Genomic DNA, 15,789 nt, shown 5'->3' on the forward strand with positions numbered 1-15,789 from the left:
CCTCAGAGTAGGAAACCCGCCGGGAAGGGGTCGTCCGGGTCCAGAAAGTACTGGGCCGTGCCCGTGATCCAGGCCCGCCCGGTGACCGTGGGCACCACGGCGGGCAGACCGCCGACGGTGGTCTCGCCGGCGAGGCGCCCCACGAACCGCGTCCCGATGAACGACTCGTTCACGAAGTCGGCGCCGAGGGCCAGTTCGCCGCGCGCGTGCAGCTGCGCCATGCGGGCCGAGGTGCCGGTGCCGCACGGTGAGCGGTCGAACCAGCCGGGGTGGATGGCCATCGCGTGCCGCGAGTGTTCCGCGTCGGAGCCGGGCGCGATCAGGTACACGTGCTTGAGCCCGGCGATCGCCGGGTGCTCCGGGTGCGCCGGCCGGTCCGCGGCGTTCACCGCGTCCATGACCGCGAGCCCGGCGGCCAGCAGTTCCTCCTTGTGGCCGCGGTCGAAGGGCAGGCCGAGCGCGTCGAGTTCGACGAAGGCGTAGAAGTTCCCGCCGTAGGCGAGGTCGTAGCCGACGGTCCCGTATCCGGGCACCTCCACGGTGCGGTCCAGGGCGACGGCGAACGCGGGCACGTTGGTGAGCGCGACCTCCTCGGCGACGCCGTCCCGCACCCGGACGTCGGCCGTGACCAGGCCGGCGGGGGTGTCCAGGCGGACGGTGGTCACCGGCTCGGTGACCGGCACCAGCCCGGTCTCGACGAGCACGGTGGCGACACCGATCGTGCCGTGCCCGCACATCGGCAGGGCGCCGGACACCTCGATGAACAGCACGCCGTGATCGGCGTCGGGCCGGGTGGGCGGCTGCAGGATCGCACCGCTCATCGCGGAGTGGCCGCGAGGCTCGTACATCAGCAGGGTGCGGACGTGGTCGAGGTGGCCGACGAGGTGGCGGCGGCGCTCGGCCATGGTGGCGCCGGGCAGCACACCGATGCCGCCGGTGATCACCCGGGTGGGCATGCCCTCGGTGTGCGAGTCGACGGCGTGGTAGACGTGTCGGGTGCGCAACGCGGTCCTCCGGCGGTCAGTCGAGGCCCTCGGCGAGGGCCTTCTCGGTGGCGGCGCGGACGGCGGCGGCCTGCTCCCCGCTCAGCGGGGAGCGCGGTGGCCGGGTGGGGCCGCCGGGGCGTCCGGCGATCTCCATGGACACCTTGACGGCCTGGACGAACTCGGTCTTCGAGTCCCAGCGCAGCAGCGGGTGCAGGGCGCGGTACAGCGGCAGGGCGAGGTCGAGGTCGCGTTCGACGGCGGCCCGGTAGAGGGTGAGGCAGGCGCCGGGCAGGGCGTTGGGGAAGCCGGCGATCCAGCCGACGGCGCCGGCGAGGGCGAGTTCGAGCAGGACGTCGTCGGCACCGATGAGCAGGTCCAGGCCGGGGGTGAGTTCGGCGATCTCGTAGGCGCGGCGGACGTCACCGCTGAACTCCTTGACGGCGACGATGTGCCCGTCGGCGTGGAGGCGGGCGAGCAGGCCGGGTGTGAGGTCGACCTTGGTGTCGTACGGGTTGTTGTAGGCGACGACCGGGAGTCCGGCCCGTGCCGCTTCGGCGTAGTGGGCGCGGACGGTGGTGTCGTCGGCGCGGTAGGCGTTGGGCGGAAGCAGCAGCACGGAGCCGCAGCCGGCCTCGGCGGCCTGCTCGGCCCAGCGGCGGGAGGCGGCGCTGCCGTACGCGGACACGCCGGGCATGACCCGGGCCCCGTCGCCGGCCGCCTCGACGGCGACGCGGACCACGCGGGCGCGTTCGTCGTCGGTGAGGGTCTGGTACTCGCCGAGGGAGCCGTTGGGGACGACGCCGTCGCATCCGGCGGCGATCAGGGCGGCGACGTGTTCGGCGTAGGCGTCGTAGTCGACGGAGAGGTCGGCGCGCAGTGGCAGGGCGGTGGCGACCATGACGCCGTGCCAGGGCCGCGTGCGGGTGTCTGCGACGGTCATGTTCCGGGCTCCTCGGTGGGTGCGGTGGGCGTGGCGGTGGCGCCGGCCGATCCCGCAGCCGTGGCGGTGACGCCGGCCGGTTCCGCGGCGGAGGCGGTGGCCGGTTCCGCGGCGGTGGCGGTGGCCGGTTCCACGGTCGTGATGCCGGGCGGTGTCGCGGCCCCGTCCTCGGGCAGCTCGGCCAGGTGGCGCAGGGGTACCGGGCAGGACAGCGGACGCCGGTCCGGGATGGGCGGGGCGCCGGCCAGGTGGGCGACGGCGGGGCCGCACATCCGCCCCTGGCACCAGCCCATCCCGGCGCGGGTGAGCAGCTTGACGCTGCGGGCGTCGAGGGCGCCGTACTCGGTGACGGCCGTACGGATCCGCCCGGCGGTGACTTCCTCGCAGCGGCACACCTCGGTGGTGTCGTCGAGCCAGTCGGCCCAGCCGGCGCCGGGCCGGTGGGCGGCGGCCATCGCGTCGGCGAAGGCGCGCAGCCGGGCCCGGCGCCGGGTGAGGGCGGCGGTGCGGCGGGCGTCGCGCGGGATGCCGTGCAGGGCGTGGGCGATGGCGTCGGCGGCGAGTTCGCCCTCGGTGACCGCGAGGTCGGCGCCGCCCACCCCGCAGGACTCCCCCGCGGCCCAGACGCCGGACACGGAGGTGGCCTGGCCGGTGTCCACGGCGAGGACAGGGGTGTCGTCGGGGGTGGGGCGGGTGGCGCAGCCGAGGCCGGTGGCGAGGTCGAGTTGCGGGAGGAGTCCGTGGCCGACGGCGAGCGCGTCGCAGGGGATGCGGCGCGCGGTGCCGGGCAGGGGCCGCCAGTGACGGTCGAGCCGGGTGACGGTGACGGCCTCCACACGGCCGGTGCCGTGCGCGGCGGTGACGGCGTGCCGGGTGAGCAGCCGGGTGCCGTGCCGCAGCAGGCCGCTGCCGTGCAGGGCGCCTTCGGCGAGCTTGGCGGGGCTGCGCAGCAGGGTGGCCGGGGTGCGGGCGTACCCCGTGTAGCCGGCGGCTTCGACGACGGCGGGGACGCGGGCACCGGCGGCCGCCAGCGATCCGGCGACGGCGAGCAGCAGGGGTCCGCTGCCGGCGACGACGACCCGTCGGCCGGGCAGCACCAGGCCGGATTTGAGCATGGCCTGTGCTCCGCCCGCCGCGACGACCCCGGGCAGCGTCCAGCCGGGAAAGGGCAGCTGGCGCTCGTAGGCGCCGGTGGCGAGGAGGACGGCCTTCGCGTCGACGAGCGCGGCCGTCTCGTCGGGGCCGGCGACGGCGTGCAGCCGCCAGCGCGCGCCCGCGCGGACCACCGTCCACACGTGGTGGCGCGGCAGGTACGCGATGCGGCCGGTGTCCAGCCGCCGCAGCCGCCCGGTGAAATGGCGCCAGCCGTGGTGCAGGGCCTGCGGCCGGGCGGCGCGCAGACCGGGCGCGGGATGCCGGTGGAACTGCCCGCCGGGCCGCTCCCCCGCGTCCAGCACGGTGACGCTCAGGCCCAGGCCGGCGGCGCGCACGGCGGCGGCGAGCCCGGCGGGCCCGGCTCCGACGACGGCGAGGTCAGCGGTCGCGGTCATGACCGGTGCCCTCCTGCGTGGTGACCGTGTCCCCGGGCCGTACGGCGATCAGGCAGGCGCGCTGGTTGGGGCGGCCGTTGACGGTGGCGAGGCAGTCGTGGCAGACGCCGATCCCGCAGAACACCCCGCGCGGTGCGCCGGCGCCTCGGGTGGTACGCCAGGACAGGATGCCGGCGGACCACAGCGCGGCGGCGAGCGACTGTCCGGGCAGGGCGGTGAGGGTGCGGCCGTCGAAGGTGAAGGTGTACGGCGGTTCGGGCCGGGCCCGCACCAGGCCGAGCGGGGTGCGCGGCGTGCGGTTCATGTGGGCGCTCCTGGGGTGGCGGACAGGTCGTCCGGCGGAGGGAAGCGGTCGGGGCGGAACGGTTCGGCGGGCACGGGTGGGTCGGCGCCGGTCAGCGCGGCGGTGACGAGCAGGCCGGTGGCCGGGGCGAGGCCGATGCCGGCGCCCTCGTGGCCGCAGGCGTGGACGAGGCCGGGGACGCGGGGGTCGGGGCCGATGGCGGGGAGGTGGTCGGGCAGGTAGGGGCGGAACCCGCAGTACGTCCGTATCACGTGCGCGTCGGCCAGGGCGGGGAAGAGCGCGGCGGCCTGGCTCGCCAGGCGGCGCAGAGCCTCCGTGGAGAGGGTCCGGTCGAAGCCGACCCGCTCCCGGGTGGCGCCGATGAGGACCGTTCCGGCCGGGGTGCCTTCGACGACGGCGGAGGACTGGAGGCCGGCCGAGCCGCTGGCGACGTCGGCGATGTAGTCGGCGGCGTACACCTTGTGGCGGATCAGGCCGGGCGGCAGCGGTTCGGTGACCAGGACGAAACCGCGGCGCGGCAGGACGGGCAGGTGGGTGCCGGCGAGTTCCGCGATGCGGCCGCCCCAGGTGCCGGCGGCGTTGACGACGGCGGGGGCGCGCAGTTCTCCGCACGGAGTGCGGACGCCGCATACGGCACCTGTCGTGTCGGTGAGGACGGCGGTGACCTCCTCCCCCAGCCGGACCCGGGCGCCCTGGCGGCGGGCGGCGCGCAGCAGGGCGGCGGCGGCCTTGGCGGGCTGCACCTGGGCGTCCTGCGGGTAGTGGAAGGCGCCGGCCAGGCCGGGGGCCAACCGTGGTTCCAGGGCGGCGAGTTCGGCGGCGCTCACCTCGTGCGCCTCGACGCCGGCCGCGCGCTGCCCCGCCGTGAAGGCGCGCAGTGCGGTGCGGGCGGTCTCGTCGGGTGCGACGACGAGACCGCCCTTGAGCTCGTGTTCGACGGCGTCCTCGGGTGGGAGGTCGGCCGCGAGTTCTCGCCACAACCGGGTGGACAGCAGGGCGAGTTCGAGCTCGGGCCCCGCCTCTTTGTCGGAGACGAGGAGGTTTCCTTCGCCGGCTCCGGTGGTGCCGCCGGCGACCGGGCCGCGGTCGACGACCGCGACGGAGAGGCCGGCGCGGCTGGCGTAATACGCGCACGCCGCCCCGACCGCTCCGGCGCCGACGATCACGGCGTCCAGAGGTGCGCGCTCTTCTGTGGGCACGTCAGTAATATTTCACATTGCACTGGGTCCGACAAGAGCGCGCACCGGTTCGGCGTTCAGCGGCGCAGCGGCCCCTCGCAGCTGTAGTCCGCGGTGCCGCCGGTACGGTCGGCCCAGATCGCCACCTCGCCGAACGCGCAGTTCATGTCGGTGAAGTTGGGCGAGGCGGGCGCGGTGCGGTCGAGCAGGTAGCGGTCGACGGTCTCGGACATGTCCGTGAAGACCCGGTCGGCGCTGCCCGCGTCCGTGAGGCGGGCGGTGATCCGGCCCGTGCAGACGAAGCGGGGCATGGCGGTGTCGCCGTTGGCCGCGCAGGCCGGGTCGGCGGCGGTGGCGGAGGCGAGGGCGGTGCGTACCGCCTCGGCCGTACGCTCCCGCAGCCCGTCGTCGGGCGTGTGGGAGGTATGGGGGACGTACAGGTCGGCGACGCGCGCGATCCCCCGGTCGAGGAAGGCGTCGTAGCCCTGCTGGATCGCCTCGTCGCGGCCCGTGCGGTCGCGCCAGGCGTCGAAGGCGGCCGGGTCGTCGGCCCGCAGGTGCCGGTACATCTCCCGGAGCAGTGCGGGGCGTTCGTTCCACAGGTACGCGAAGAAGGTGCCGGCGTAGTCGTAGAAGCGGAAACCGTCACCGTCGTAGGTGGCGTGCAGGAGTTGGTCGACGCTCATGCGCGGGCCGCCGTTCGCGGTGTCGCGGATGACGCCCTGCACGAGGGACTTGCGGACGGCGACGCCGTCGGCACGGGTGGAACCGGCGAAGAACTCCGCGGTGCCCTCGTCCATCGCGGTCGTGCGGTCGCCCTGGTACCAGGGCCCCTCCCCGAAGGAACCCGGCACCGCCCAGCGGCCGTTGAGGTAGTGGCCGTACTCGTGGCGGAACAGCTCCTCCAGCGTCAGCCGTGAGTCCTGCGGAACGCGCCGCTGGTAGGTGTAGAAGGTCGCGCCGCGCTCGATGTAGATGCCGCCGTTGTCGGTGCTCATGCCGGTGAGGAGCGGGTGGTAGTTCTCGTAGTCGGCGCGGGAGGCGTAGAGCACGGTGGTCAGGGCGGTGTTGGTGTCCCCGGAGAGCGGCGCCTGGGTGCCGAGCACGCGGTGGAACTGCGCCTTGACCTGTTTGCTCGCGTAGTAGAGCTGGTCGGCGACGGCGCGGTCGAGGCCGGTGCGGACCTTGATGGCGCCGTTGTCGTAGCGGTAGGCGTACGGGAACAACTGCCGCTCGATGTCGTCCTTGCAGACGGCGTACGGCTTGCAGGCGTCGTAGTGGCCGAGCCAGGACGCGATCTTGGCCCAGGGGGCGCTGCCGCGGCCCCAGGTGTCGGTGACGGGGGTGAGCAGAGCGCCGAGGTCCGAGACGATCCGGGTGCGCAGGGAGCCGATGACGCCGAACCGGGCGTACTCCGAGAGGGCGTCCCGCACGGTCCACTCGTTGGGCGTGCCCTTGAGATGGGTGTGGCCGGCGAACCGGCGGAAGGCGTCGCGGTAGGTGTCGTTGCGGGCGACGACGGTCCTGAAGGCGGTGTCGCCGTTGCCCTCGTACAGGCCGAGGTAGTTGACGCTGAGCGCGGCGAGCGCGGCGCCGCCCCAGGAGGGGTCGGCGTAAGTGTCCGTGTGGTAGCGGTCGAGGCGGGCCAGCACCTTGCGGATCAGGTCGGGCTGGGACTGGCGCAGACCGGGGGCGCTGCCGGTGTAGAGGGCCTCGCGCAGGGTCTCGGCGTTGGTGCGGGTGGCGTCGAAGGTGCGCGGGGCGGTGCCGAAGCAGTACACCGCCCGCCGCATGGCCTCCTGGGTGGGCGCGTCGGTGACGTCGATCTCCTCGCGTGAGAAGTCGTGGTACACGACGGCGTGCAGGTAGGTGAACATCTCCAGCAGATGGCTGGAGTTGCGGCCGTCGTGGCGTGCGGCGAGGCCGGTGGCACGCCGGGCGACGGCTCGGACGTGGGCGTCGTCCATGACGGGGGCGAGGCGGGCGTCCCAGGTCCACAGGGTGCCGCGCAGACAGCCGTCGGCGGTGACGGCCGGGTCGGCCAGGAAGTCGGCGAACCGCTCGGGGTCGAGGCGGGTGATGTCGTCCAGGGCGCAGCCGGGGGCCAGGGCCGGTGCGGGCTCCGGCGAGGCGGGGGTGGACCGGCCGGGGACTCGGCCGTCGGCCCGGCGGGCGCCGGGGGCCGTGACCGCGGGGGTGCGCGGGGCCGGGGCCTTGCCCAGGCGGGTGACCTCGTCGTGTGGCCGGCGGTCGTCGCCGATCGCGGCCCGGGGGACGTCGGTGCGGTCCTGCGCCCGGGCGGTGGGGACGTCGGCCGTGCCGAGCAGCGCCGTGGTGACGGCGGCGGCGAGCAGGGCGGTGCGCAGTGATCTGCGCCGGGGCGGGAACAGGCGTGGCTTGGTGAACACCTGCGGCTCCTCGGATGTGGGGAGTGGCTCATCTTGAGGCGTGCATGCCACTGCAAGGTGAGCTGTAACATAGTAATGTGAAATTGCACTGACAACCCCTCAGGTGCCATCCCGGGCCCCGCCAGGGGCGCACTCACGCCGGCCGGAAATGGGCCAATGGCCGAGTTCAGGCGCCGCCGCGCGGGCGTGACGCATCCAGCACCGAGAGCACCACGATCGGTACCCGCCAATAGCGCGACCGGCGCACACCCACCCCCTGGGCACTGACGCCCCCGTCGGCCACCCCGCCGCACCGGCCCCACCGTGCACGTCTACGTCCCCGAGCCCGCCAACACGGCCCGCTCACGCGTCCATCACCGAACGCGCACTTTCGGTCGTCCCGGATTCCGGGCACCGGCGTGGGGGCAGACGCGGGACGCGGGTGGTGCCTAGCCTCCCGGGCCATGCGATCACCCTTACCGAGACGCCTCGGTCTCACCGCCGTCCTCGCCCTCGTCCTCACCGCGTTCGGACTGGCCCCCTCCTCGAGCGCCGCCGAACCGGGCCCCGCCGAGCTGGAGTTCGCCACCGACGCCGCGACGACCGCCCCCGGCGGCACGGTGAACCTGACCATGACGCTGACGAACAACAAGACCTACGACCTCTGGTTCGTCCACCAGACCATCGACCCGACCTGGCTGACCACCCAGCGCCCCGACCTGAAGTACTCCTTCACCGGCTGCACCCTCACCACGGCCGGCGGCAGCGCGGCGTGCTCCGGCACCGGGCCCGCCGACCTGGGGGGAAACTACGGCGCTCCCGTCCCGCCCGGCCAGAGCCGGACCGTGACGCTGACGCTCCGGATCGCCCCCGACTCGGGCTGCAACGGCAACATCGGCTTCTACTCGTACTTCTACGCCGAGTTCAGCGACAGCACGAACGTCAGCGGCGGCCCCGTCCACACCCCCGAGACGCGCGTCCTCTGCTCCTGACGGGCTCACGCCTGCTCCCGACAGGCTCGCGCCGTGCACGGCGGTGACCTGAAATCGGCGCACCGACCGTCCGTCGGACAGCCCGCGGCGACGTGCGGCCCCGCCGGCGGGCCCCCGGGTCCGCCGGCGGGGCCGCCTTCCGTCCCGCCTGGACCGCAGCGTCCATGGTGGGCCGCGGACCGGCGGCCGGGAAGGACCGCCGAACCCGCATCCGCCCCGGGAGGCGACCCGCGACGCGCCCGCGCTTTTCCGTCAGGTTTCGCAGCAGGGCCACGAAAGCTCCACAGACACCTCACTATGTGACGCGACGGATGCGTCGACGGCCGGTCTCTGAGGGGGAAACCGGCGTCGCGCGAGGGGGTGCGTCCGCTCCGCGGAGCCGTACTCACCCCTGCCCTGGGAGGGGACAGCACCGCATGAAGCGGACCTTACGCACCACCCTGCTCACGACGGGCGCGCTCATCGCCGCTCTCGGCCTGCCGGGCACAGCGGCGCACGCCGACGACCCGGCTCCCCGAATAGACCTGCGGGTACTCGTCGTGAGCGACGGCGGCCCGGCCACCGACGCCATCGCGGCCGAACTCGACGGGGCGGGCACGCCGTACACGGAGATCGACCTCACCCGCTCCGGCCGGCCCCGCATAGACGCCGGCTACCTGGCGGACACCGTGGACGGCCGGGACCGCGCCCGCTTCCAGGCCGTCGTCCTGCCGAGCGACAACCCGTTCCCGGCGAACTCCCCGGAGATGGCCGCGCTGGTGGCGTACGAGAAGACCTACGACATCCCGCAGGTCGACGCCTACACGTACGCCCGCCCCGAGGCCGGACTCCAGTATCCGGTCCACGGCGGCTACTCCGGCAGCGTCGACGGGGTGCGGGCCCAGGTGACCGCCGCCGGCCGGTCCGGGCCGTTCGGCTACCTCGACGGCCCGGTTCCGTTCGAGGACAACTCACCTGTCGTGGGCGAGAGTTACGCCTACCTGTCGACGAAGGTGGCCGGGGCCGACTTCACGCCGTACGTCGAGGCACCGATCCCCGGCACGGCCAAGCGGGGCTCGCTGGTGGGCGAGTACCGGCACGACGGGCGGCGCGAACTCGTCGTCACCTTCGTCTACAACCGCCACCAGCAGCAGTTCCGGCTGCTGGCCCGCGGCATCGTCGCGTGGATGACCGACGGCGTCCGGCTGGGCACCTCCCGCAACCACTTCGCCGTCCACGTCGACGACGTCTTCGCCGCCGACGACCGCTGGAACTCCACCCTCGACTGCACGCCCGGCGACGTGGACTGCGCAGACCCGAACGCCACCCCTGACCCGATCCGCATGACACCCGCGGACGTCGACCGGGCCGTCGCCTGGCAGCGCGAGCGCGACTTCACCCTCGACCTCGCCTACAACGGCGCCGGCAGCGTCGACCACCGCGAGGACCACGGCGGAGCCGACCCGCTGGCCGACCAGCTCATCGCCGAGCGCGAGCGGTTCCGCTGGATCAACCACACCTACACGCACGCCTTCCTCGGCTGCGAGCAGGACACCACGGTGGTGCCGTGGCGGTGCGCCACCGATCAGGACGGCAGCACCAAGTGGGTCAGCCGCAACGACGTCTCCGACGAGATCGCCGCCAACCGCGCGTGGGGACGGCTCGCCGCACTTCCCCTGGACGACGGCGAACTGGTCACCGGCGAGCACTCCGGACTGAGGGTCCTGCCCCAGCAGACGGCAGACAACCCGAACCTGGCGCTCGCCCTGGCCGACAACGGCATCGCCTGGCTCGCCTCGGACAACTCCCGTGAACCCGACCAGCGGCGGGTCGGGCCCGCCACGACCGTCCCCCGCCACCCGATGAACATCTTCTACAACGCGGGCCGGGCGGCCGAGCAGGTCGACGAGTACAACTGGATCTACACCAGCCGCGCACAGGGCGGCAGCGGCATCTGCGAGGACAACCCGGCGACCACCACCTGCCTGCCCGCCCCGCTCGACCCGGCCACCGGCTACCTGGAGCACATCGTGCCGCTGGAGCGGCGCATCGCCCTCGGCCACGTCCTCGCCAACGATCCCAGGCCGCACTTCATCCACCAGTCGAACCTCGCCGAGGACCGCATCGCCTACCCGGTCCTGGACGGCGTACTCGACACCTACGCCGCGCTGTTCGCGCCGAACACGCCGGTCGTCAACGAGCGGATGAAGGACATCGGCGCGGAGCTCCGGCGGCGCGCCGCGTGGCGGGCGGCCGTGCGGGACGGACAGGTCACCGCCTACCGCGTCGGCGGCACCGTCACCGTCGAGGGTCCGGCCGGAGCGGCGGTCCCCGCCACCATGCCCGAGGGGACCGCCCGGGCCGGCGCAGCCTTCGGCGAGGCGTACGCGGGCGAGCGCTCCGGCTGGACGGCCGCCGCGGCCGCCCAGCTGGTCCTCACCCTGCCGGTGGCACCTCTCTCCCCCGGCACGGGCGCCGCCGGGAGTGGAACCGCGCCGGCCACCGTCCCGGCGCCGGACACCCGCCTGCCCGCCGGAGTGGCCGAGCCGCTCACGCCCGGCGCCGGCAGCTGACCGGCGTTCGGCGGAGCGACAGCGAGGTCCCGGCCGCCCGTCCGCGGCGGCCGGGACCCGCACCACCATCCCTCACCGGGACGGCACCGCCCCGCACCACCACCCCCCGCACCTCGGCCGTGGAGCACATGGATGCACGCTGACCACGGCGCGCGACGCCCCGGCGCCCCGCGCGTCACTCTTCTCACCGAAGGCACCTATCCGCACAGCCACGGCGGTGTGAGCGTCTGGTGCGACCAACTCGTCACCGGGATGCCGGACATCGACTTCGACGTCGTCGCCGTCACCGGCACGGGGCGCGAGCCGCTGGTCTGGGACCTGCCGGCCCATGTCCTGAGCGTGCGGTCCCTGCCGCTGTGGGGCACGGCTCCGCCCGGCCGTCCGCCGCGCGGCCGTCGCCACAGGCAGCTCGCCGGCGCCTACGAGCGGTTCCTGACCGCGCTGCTCGACCCGGCCGCCGAGGACGGGTTCGCGCCCGCCCTGCACACCCTGGCGCGGGCGGCGGGTGACGGCGGGCTGAGCGCGTTCCTGCGGGGCGACACGGCGATCACGGTCCTGACCGCCGTGTGGCGGCGTCCGGGGCTGGCCGTGCGCGAGGCGCGGCCGACACTGCACGACGCGCTCACCGCCACCTCGCTCCTCGAACACGCGCTGCGCCCGCTGGCCGCGGCGCCGCCCGAGGAGGGGGTGGCGCACGCCGTCAGCGGAGGCGTCGCCGTCCTGCCGGGGCTGGCGGCACTCGAACGGCACGGGGTTCCGCTGCTGCTGACCGAGCACGGTGTCTACCTGCGCGAGCGCTACCTCGGCTACCGCACCGCTCCCTACCGCTGGCCGGTCAAGGCGGTGGTTCTCGGTTTCTTCCGGCTGCTCGCGGAGGAGACGTACCGCCGGGCGGCGCTGATCACCCCCGGCAACCGCTACAACCGGCTCTGGGAGGAGCAGGGCGGTGCCGATCCGGCGTCGATCCGCACGGTCTACAACGGCGTCGACCCCGCCGCCTTCCCCCCGGCCGGGCCGGAGCCGGAAGACCTCACCCTCAGCTGGGCCGGGCGGGTCGACCCGATCAAGGATCTGGAGACCCTGATCCGCGCCTTCGCCCTCGTCCGGGACCGGCTGCCCGACGTGCGGCTGCGGCTGTTCGGCGGCACCCCCCGCGGCGGGGAGGGCTACCGGGAGCGCTGTGAAGCACTCGCCGCCGAGCTGGGGCAGGCCGGCGCCGTGACGTTCGAAGGGCGCGTCGAGGACATCCGGGACGCCTACGCGGCGGGGAACGTGGTGATGCTGTCGAGCATCAGCGAGGGCTTCCCGTTCACGCTGATCGAGGCCATGTCGTGCGGGCGGGCGACGGTCTCCACCGACGTGGGCGGCGTGCGCGAGGCGGTCGGCGACACCGGGCTCGTCGTACCGCCGCGCGATCCGGCCGCGATGGCCGCCGCCGCGCTGGACCTGCTGGGCGACCCCGTCCGCCGCCGGGCGATGGGCGAGGCGGCCCGGCTGCGGGTGATCGAGCAGTTCACCCTGCGCCAGACCATCGACACCTTCCGCTCCATCTACCGCGAACTGTCCACGCCCGCCGAGCGGTCGCCCGGACGGATCGTACTGACCGCCGCGGCGGTCACCGGCGCGGGGAGCCGCACCGGATGAGCGGGCCGATGTCCCTGGAACCCGGCGGCGCCGAGCAGGACACGCTCGCCCTGCGCCTGGCCCGGCCGCGTCCGGCGCGCCGCCGCCCGCGCTGGGCCCTGGACGACACCACGCTCGCGATCCGGCTGCCCCGGCGAGGCCCCGACGAGGCGGCGGTCAGCGCGCTCGCCGCCGAACTCGCCGACCGCGTGGGCCCCGCCGTCCACCCCTACGAGGTGGCCGCGCTGCTGGAGGCGGAGGGCCTGTCCGCCACCGTGATCGCCGAGCGCTACGGCCACCCGAACCTCTTCTCGCTGGCGTCCGCGCTCTACGAGCGGGTGCCTCGCACGTTCCCCGACCCGCCCGCCGCGGCCGACCCGTGGCGCCCGGACACGGTGCGCTGTCTGCTGCGTGGGCTGCTGTTCGCGCTGCCCGCCCTGGCCTATCTGCTCACCGCCCCGCTCTGGCGCGTCGACCGGCACGCCACCGTCCTGATGGTGGCGGGTGTCGTGTCCTGGGCGTGGGGGCAGGCACTGGGCCACCGGGCGCATCTGCGGCTGGTGACGGGGCGTCGGGAGGCGGCCCGCACCCTGCTGACGGGGGCTTCGCTGGGTGCGGCGGCGGCCACCGGGCTCGCCGCGCTGCCCGCCGCGGGCGGCCCGGTGACCGCGGTGGCGGCCGCCCAGTCGCTGTATCTGGCGGCGGCGGGCGTGCTGCTGGTGCTGGGGCGGGAGCGGCTGCTGCTGGCCGCGCTCAGCCCGCTGATCGCCGGTGCGGCGGTGCTGCCGTGGTGGGAGCCCGGCCCCGTACTGCGGGCGGGACTGCCGCTGCTGGCGCTGCTGGCCACCCTCGCCGTGACGGCACGGGTGCTGTGGTCGGGGCTCGCCGTCCCGGCCGCTCCCGACGGGCCCCGGCCGAGCCCGCGCGCGTCCCTGCCCTACGGTCTGTTCGGTCTGGCCGCGGCGGTGCTCGTCCTGCTGGAGGGGCGGCGGCACCCGTACGCGGTGATCGCCCTGACGCTGAGCATGGGCCCGGCCGAGTGGCTGCTGTACCGCTACCGCGGCTGGTCGGTCGCCGCGCTGCGGGCCAGCGCGACGCCCCGGGGGTTCCTGCTCCGCTCGGCCGCGGTGCTCGGCGGCTGCCTGTCCGCCTACCTGCTGCTGTTGCTGCCGGCGGCCCTGTTCACCGGCGCCGGCCCGGCCACGCTGCTGCCGCTCGCCGCCGCGTTGTGGACCGCCCTGCTGCTCCAGGCGTTCGGGATGGCCTGGCCGCCGGCCGTGATCTGTCTGGCCGCCGCGGGCGGCGCCGGGGCGGTCACCTGGCTGAAGCTGCCGCCGGACCCGGCCGTACTGGGGCCGGTCTGCGGGCCTGCCGCGCTCTGTCTCGCGGTCTGCGCGATCCGTCTGCTCGGCAGGCCCTCCCCACACGCCTGACCTCAGGCGCCCGCTCCGCGCCACACCCGGGCGCCCCGCCGTCCCCCGACGAAAGGAATCCCTCAGTTGACCGCCACCCCGCTCGCCGCCGTCACCGGAGCCGAAGGTTTCATCGGCTCGCACCTCACCCAGGCGCTGGTCGCCTCCGGGCACCGTGTCAGGGCGATGGCCCAGTACAACTCGTTCTCCTCGTACGGCTGGCTGGAGACCCTGTCCGCCGACGTCCTCGGCCAGGTGGAGATCGTCCTCGGCGACGTCCGCGACCCCGGCTCGGTGCGCGGCCTGCTGGAGGGCGCCGACTGCGCCTACCACCTGGCCGCGCTCATCGCGATCCCGTACTCCTACCAGGCCCCGCACAGCTATGTGGACACCAACGTCACCGGCACCCTGAACGTGCTGGAGGCGGTGCGCGCGCTGGGCACGCCGCGCCTGGTGCACACCTCCACCAGCGAGACGTACGGCACCGCGCAAACGGTCCCCATCACCGAGGACCACCCCATCAACACCCAGTCGCCGTACGCCGCGTCGAAGGCCGGGGGCGACCGGCTCGCCGACAGCTACCACGCCAGCTTCGGCACACCGGTGGTGACGCTGCGGCCGTTCAACACCTTCGGGCCGCGCCAGTCGATGCGCGCGGTGATCCCCACCGTCATCGGGCAGGTGGCGGCCGGGCAGCGCACCCTCACCCTCGGCGATCTGCGCCCCACCCGCGACTTCACCTTCGTCGAGGACACGGCGCGGGCGTTCCTCGCGGTGGGCACCGCGCCGGCGGAACGGGTCGTGGGCCGCACCTTCAACGCCGGGACCGGCGGGGAGATCTCCGTCGGCGACCTGGTCGCCCTGATCGGCAAGGTCATGGACGTCCCTCTCGACGTCCGCCAGGACCCCGCGCGCCTGCGGCCCGCCGACTCCGAGGTGATGCGGCTGGTCTGCGACGCGTCACGGCTGACCGCGGCGACCGGCTGGCGGCCCCGCCGCCCGCTTCAGGAGGGGCTCGAGCGGACCGTGGAGTGGTTCGGCGATCCGGCCAACCTGGCCCGCTACAAGACCGGCATCTACAACATCTGACCCGCTCGGCAACACCGGCCCGCCCGGCACGTTACCCGGCACGTACCCGCAGGAGGTATGTCATGCACGCAGTGATCCTGGCCGGAGGAAAGGGCGTGCGGCTGCGGCCGTACACCACCGCGCTGCCCAAGCCGCTGGTCCCCATCGGTGACCAGCACGCCATCCTGGACATCGTGCTGCGCCAGCTGTCCACGTCCGGCTTCAGCCGCTGCACCATCGCCATCGGCCACCTCGGCCAGATCATCCGCGCGTACGTCGGCGACGGCGCGCAGTGGGGCATGAGCATCGACTACGCCACCGAGGAGAGCCCGCTGGGCACCATGGGCCCGCTGCTCACCCTGCGCGAACGGCTGCCGGAGCACTTCCTGGTGATGAACGGCGACGTGCTCACCGACCTGGACTACGCCGACGTCCTGCGCCGTCACGAGGGCTCCGGCGCACCCCTGACGATCGCCACCTACGCCCGCAAGGTGCACATCGACTTCGGGGTGCTGACCACGGACGCGAGCCGGGTCGTCGCCTTCACCGAGAAGCCCGTCATCGACTACCGCGTGTCCATGGGCGTCTACGGCGTCTCGCGGACCACTCTCGACGGTTACACGCCCGGGCTGCCGCTGGGCTTCGACGAGCTGGTGCTGGACCTGCTCGCCGCCGAGCGGCCGCCGCACGCCTACGAGTTCGACGGCTACTGGCTGGACATCGGCCGCCCCGACGACTACGACCGGGCCAACGCCGAGTTCACCAGCCGCAAGTCACTGCTGCTCAAGGGAGCCTGA

General features: G+C 74.4%; 12 protein-coding genes. 6 read left to right on the plus strand and 6 right to left on the minus strand.

The features are described from left to right. Nucleotides 1-2: 2 nt before the first annotated feature. From VE614_RS05250 to VE614_RS05275, 6 genes are read right to left on the minus strand one after another with little or no spacing between them, the layout of a single operon-like run. The gene (locus VE614_RS05250) at nucleotides 3-1,004 is read right to left on the minus strand and encodes a proline racemase family protein (protein WP_324932731.1); all 1,002 of its coding nucleotides are present in this window, start codon (nucleotides 1,002-1,004) and stop codon (nucleotides 3-5) included. A gap of 16 nt (nucleotides 1,005-1,020) precedes the next feature. Continuing rightward, complete coding sequence (locus VE614_RS05255; RefSeq protein WP_324932734.1) at nucleotides 1,021-1,926, minus strand: dihydrodipicolinate synthase family protein; 906 nt, start codon at nucleotides 1,924-1,926, stop codon at nucleotides 1,021-1,023. After that, nucleotides 1,923-3,476 (minus strand): NAD(P)/FAD-dependent oxidoreductase, encoded by a 1,554-nt coding sequence (locus VE614_RS05260; RefSeq protein WP_324932737.1) that lies wholly within the window; start codon nucleotides 3,474-3,476, stop codon nucleotides 1,923-1,925. The genes VE614_RS05255 and VE614_RS05260 overlap by 4 nt, the downstream gene beginning before the upstream one ends. Beyond that, the gene (locus VE614_RS05265) at nucleotides 3,460-3,780 is read right to left on the minus strand and encodes a (2Fe-2S)-binding protein (protein WP_324932740.1); all 321 of its coding nucleotides are present in this window, start codon (nucleotides 3,778-3,780) and stop codon (nucleotides 3,460-3,462) included. The genes VE614_RS05260 and VE614_RS05265 overlap by 17 nt, the downstream gene beginning before the upstream one ends. Further along, a complete protein-coding gene (locus VE614_RS05270) occupies nucleotides 3,777-4,979 on the minus strand; it encodes an NAD(P)/FAD-dependent oxidoreductase (RefSeq protein WP_324932742.1) in 1,203 nt (400 codons plus the stop codon). Before VE614_RS05270 ends, VE614_RS05265 begins: the two co-directional genes overlap by 4 nt. A 56-nt stretch (nucleotides 4,980-5,035) precedes the next feature. Next, a complete protein-coding gene (locus VE614_RS05275; RefSeq protein WP_324932746.1) occupies nucleotides 5,036-7,366 on the minus strand; it encodes a collagenase in 2,331 nt (776 codons plus the stop codon). A gap of 443 nt (nucleotides 7,367-7,809) precedes the next feature. Here VE614_RS05275 and VE614_RS05280 point away from each other — a divergent pair, with 443 nt between their 5' ends. From VE614_RS05280 to VE614_RS05305, 6 genes are all read left to right on the plus strand, one after another. Beyond that, entirely contained in the window at nucleotides 7,810-8,337 is a 528-nt protein-coding gene (locus VE614_RS05280) for a hypothetical protein (protein WP_324932749.1), read from the plus strand. 416 nt (nucleotides 8,338-8,753) lie between these two features. Beyond that, the gene (locus tag VE614_RS05285; protein WP_324932752.1) at nucleotides 8,754-10,889 is read left to right on the plus strand and encodes a hypothetical protein; all 2,136 of its coding nucleotides are present in this window, start codon (nucleotides 8,754-8,756) and stop codon (nucleotides 10,887-10,889) included. A 132-nt stretch (nucleotides 10,890-11,021) separates the two neighbouring features. Then, nucleotides 11,022-12,533 carry a GT4 family glycosyltransferase PelF gene (gene pelF / locus VE614_RS05290; protein WP_324932754.1) on the plus strand — a complete coding sequence of 504 codons (1,512 nt, stop codon included), beginning with the start codon at nucleotides 11,022-11,024 and terminating at the stop codon, nucleotides 12,531-12,533. Continuing rightward, a complete protein-coding gene (locus VE614_RS05295; RefSeq protein ID WP_324932758.1) occupies nucleotides 12,530-13,945 on the plus strand; it encodes a hypothetical protein in 1,416 nt (471 codons plus the stop codon). The genes pelF and VE614_RS05295 overlap by 4 nt, the downstream gene beginning before the upstream one ends. Nucleotides 13,946-14,011: 66 nt before the next feature. After that, nucleotides 14,012-15,013, plus strand: coding sequence for a GDP-mannose 4,6-dehydratase (locus VE614_RS05300; protein WP_324932761.1), 1,002 nt, complete (start codon nucleotides 14,012-14,014; stop codon nucleotides 15,011-15,013). Nucleotides 15,014-15,075: 62 nt separating this feature from the next. After that, nucleotides 15,076-15,789 carry a nucleotidyltransferase family protein gene (locus VE614_RS05305; RefSeq protein WP_324932765.1) on the plus strand — a complete coding sequence of 238 codons (714 nt, stop codon included), beginning with the start codon at nucleotides 15,076-15,078 and terminating at the stop codon, nucleotides 15,787-15,789.

Source organism: Streptomyces sp., from assembly GCF_035645055.1.
GTDB lineage: Bacteria > Actinomycetota > Actinomycetes > Streptomycetales > Streptomycetaceae > Streptomyces.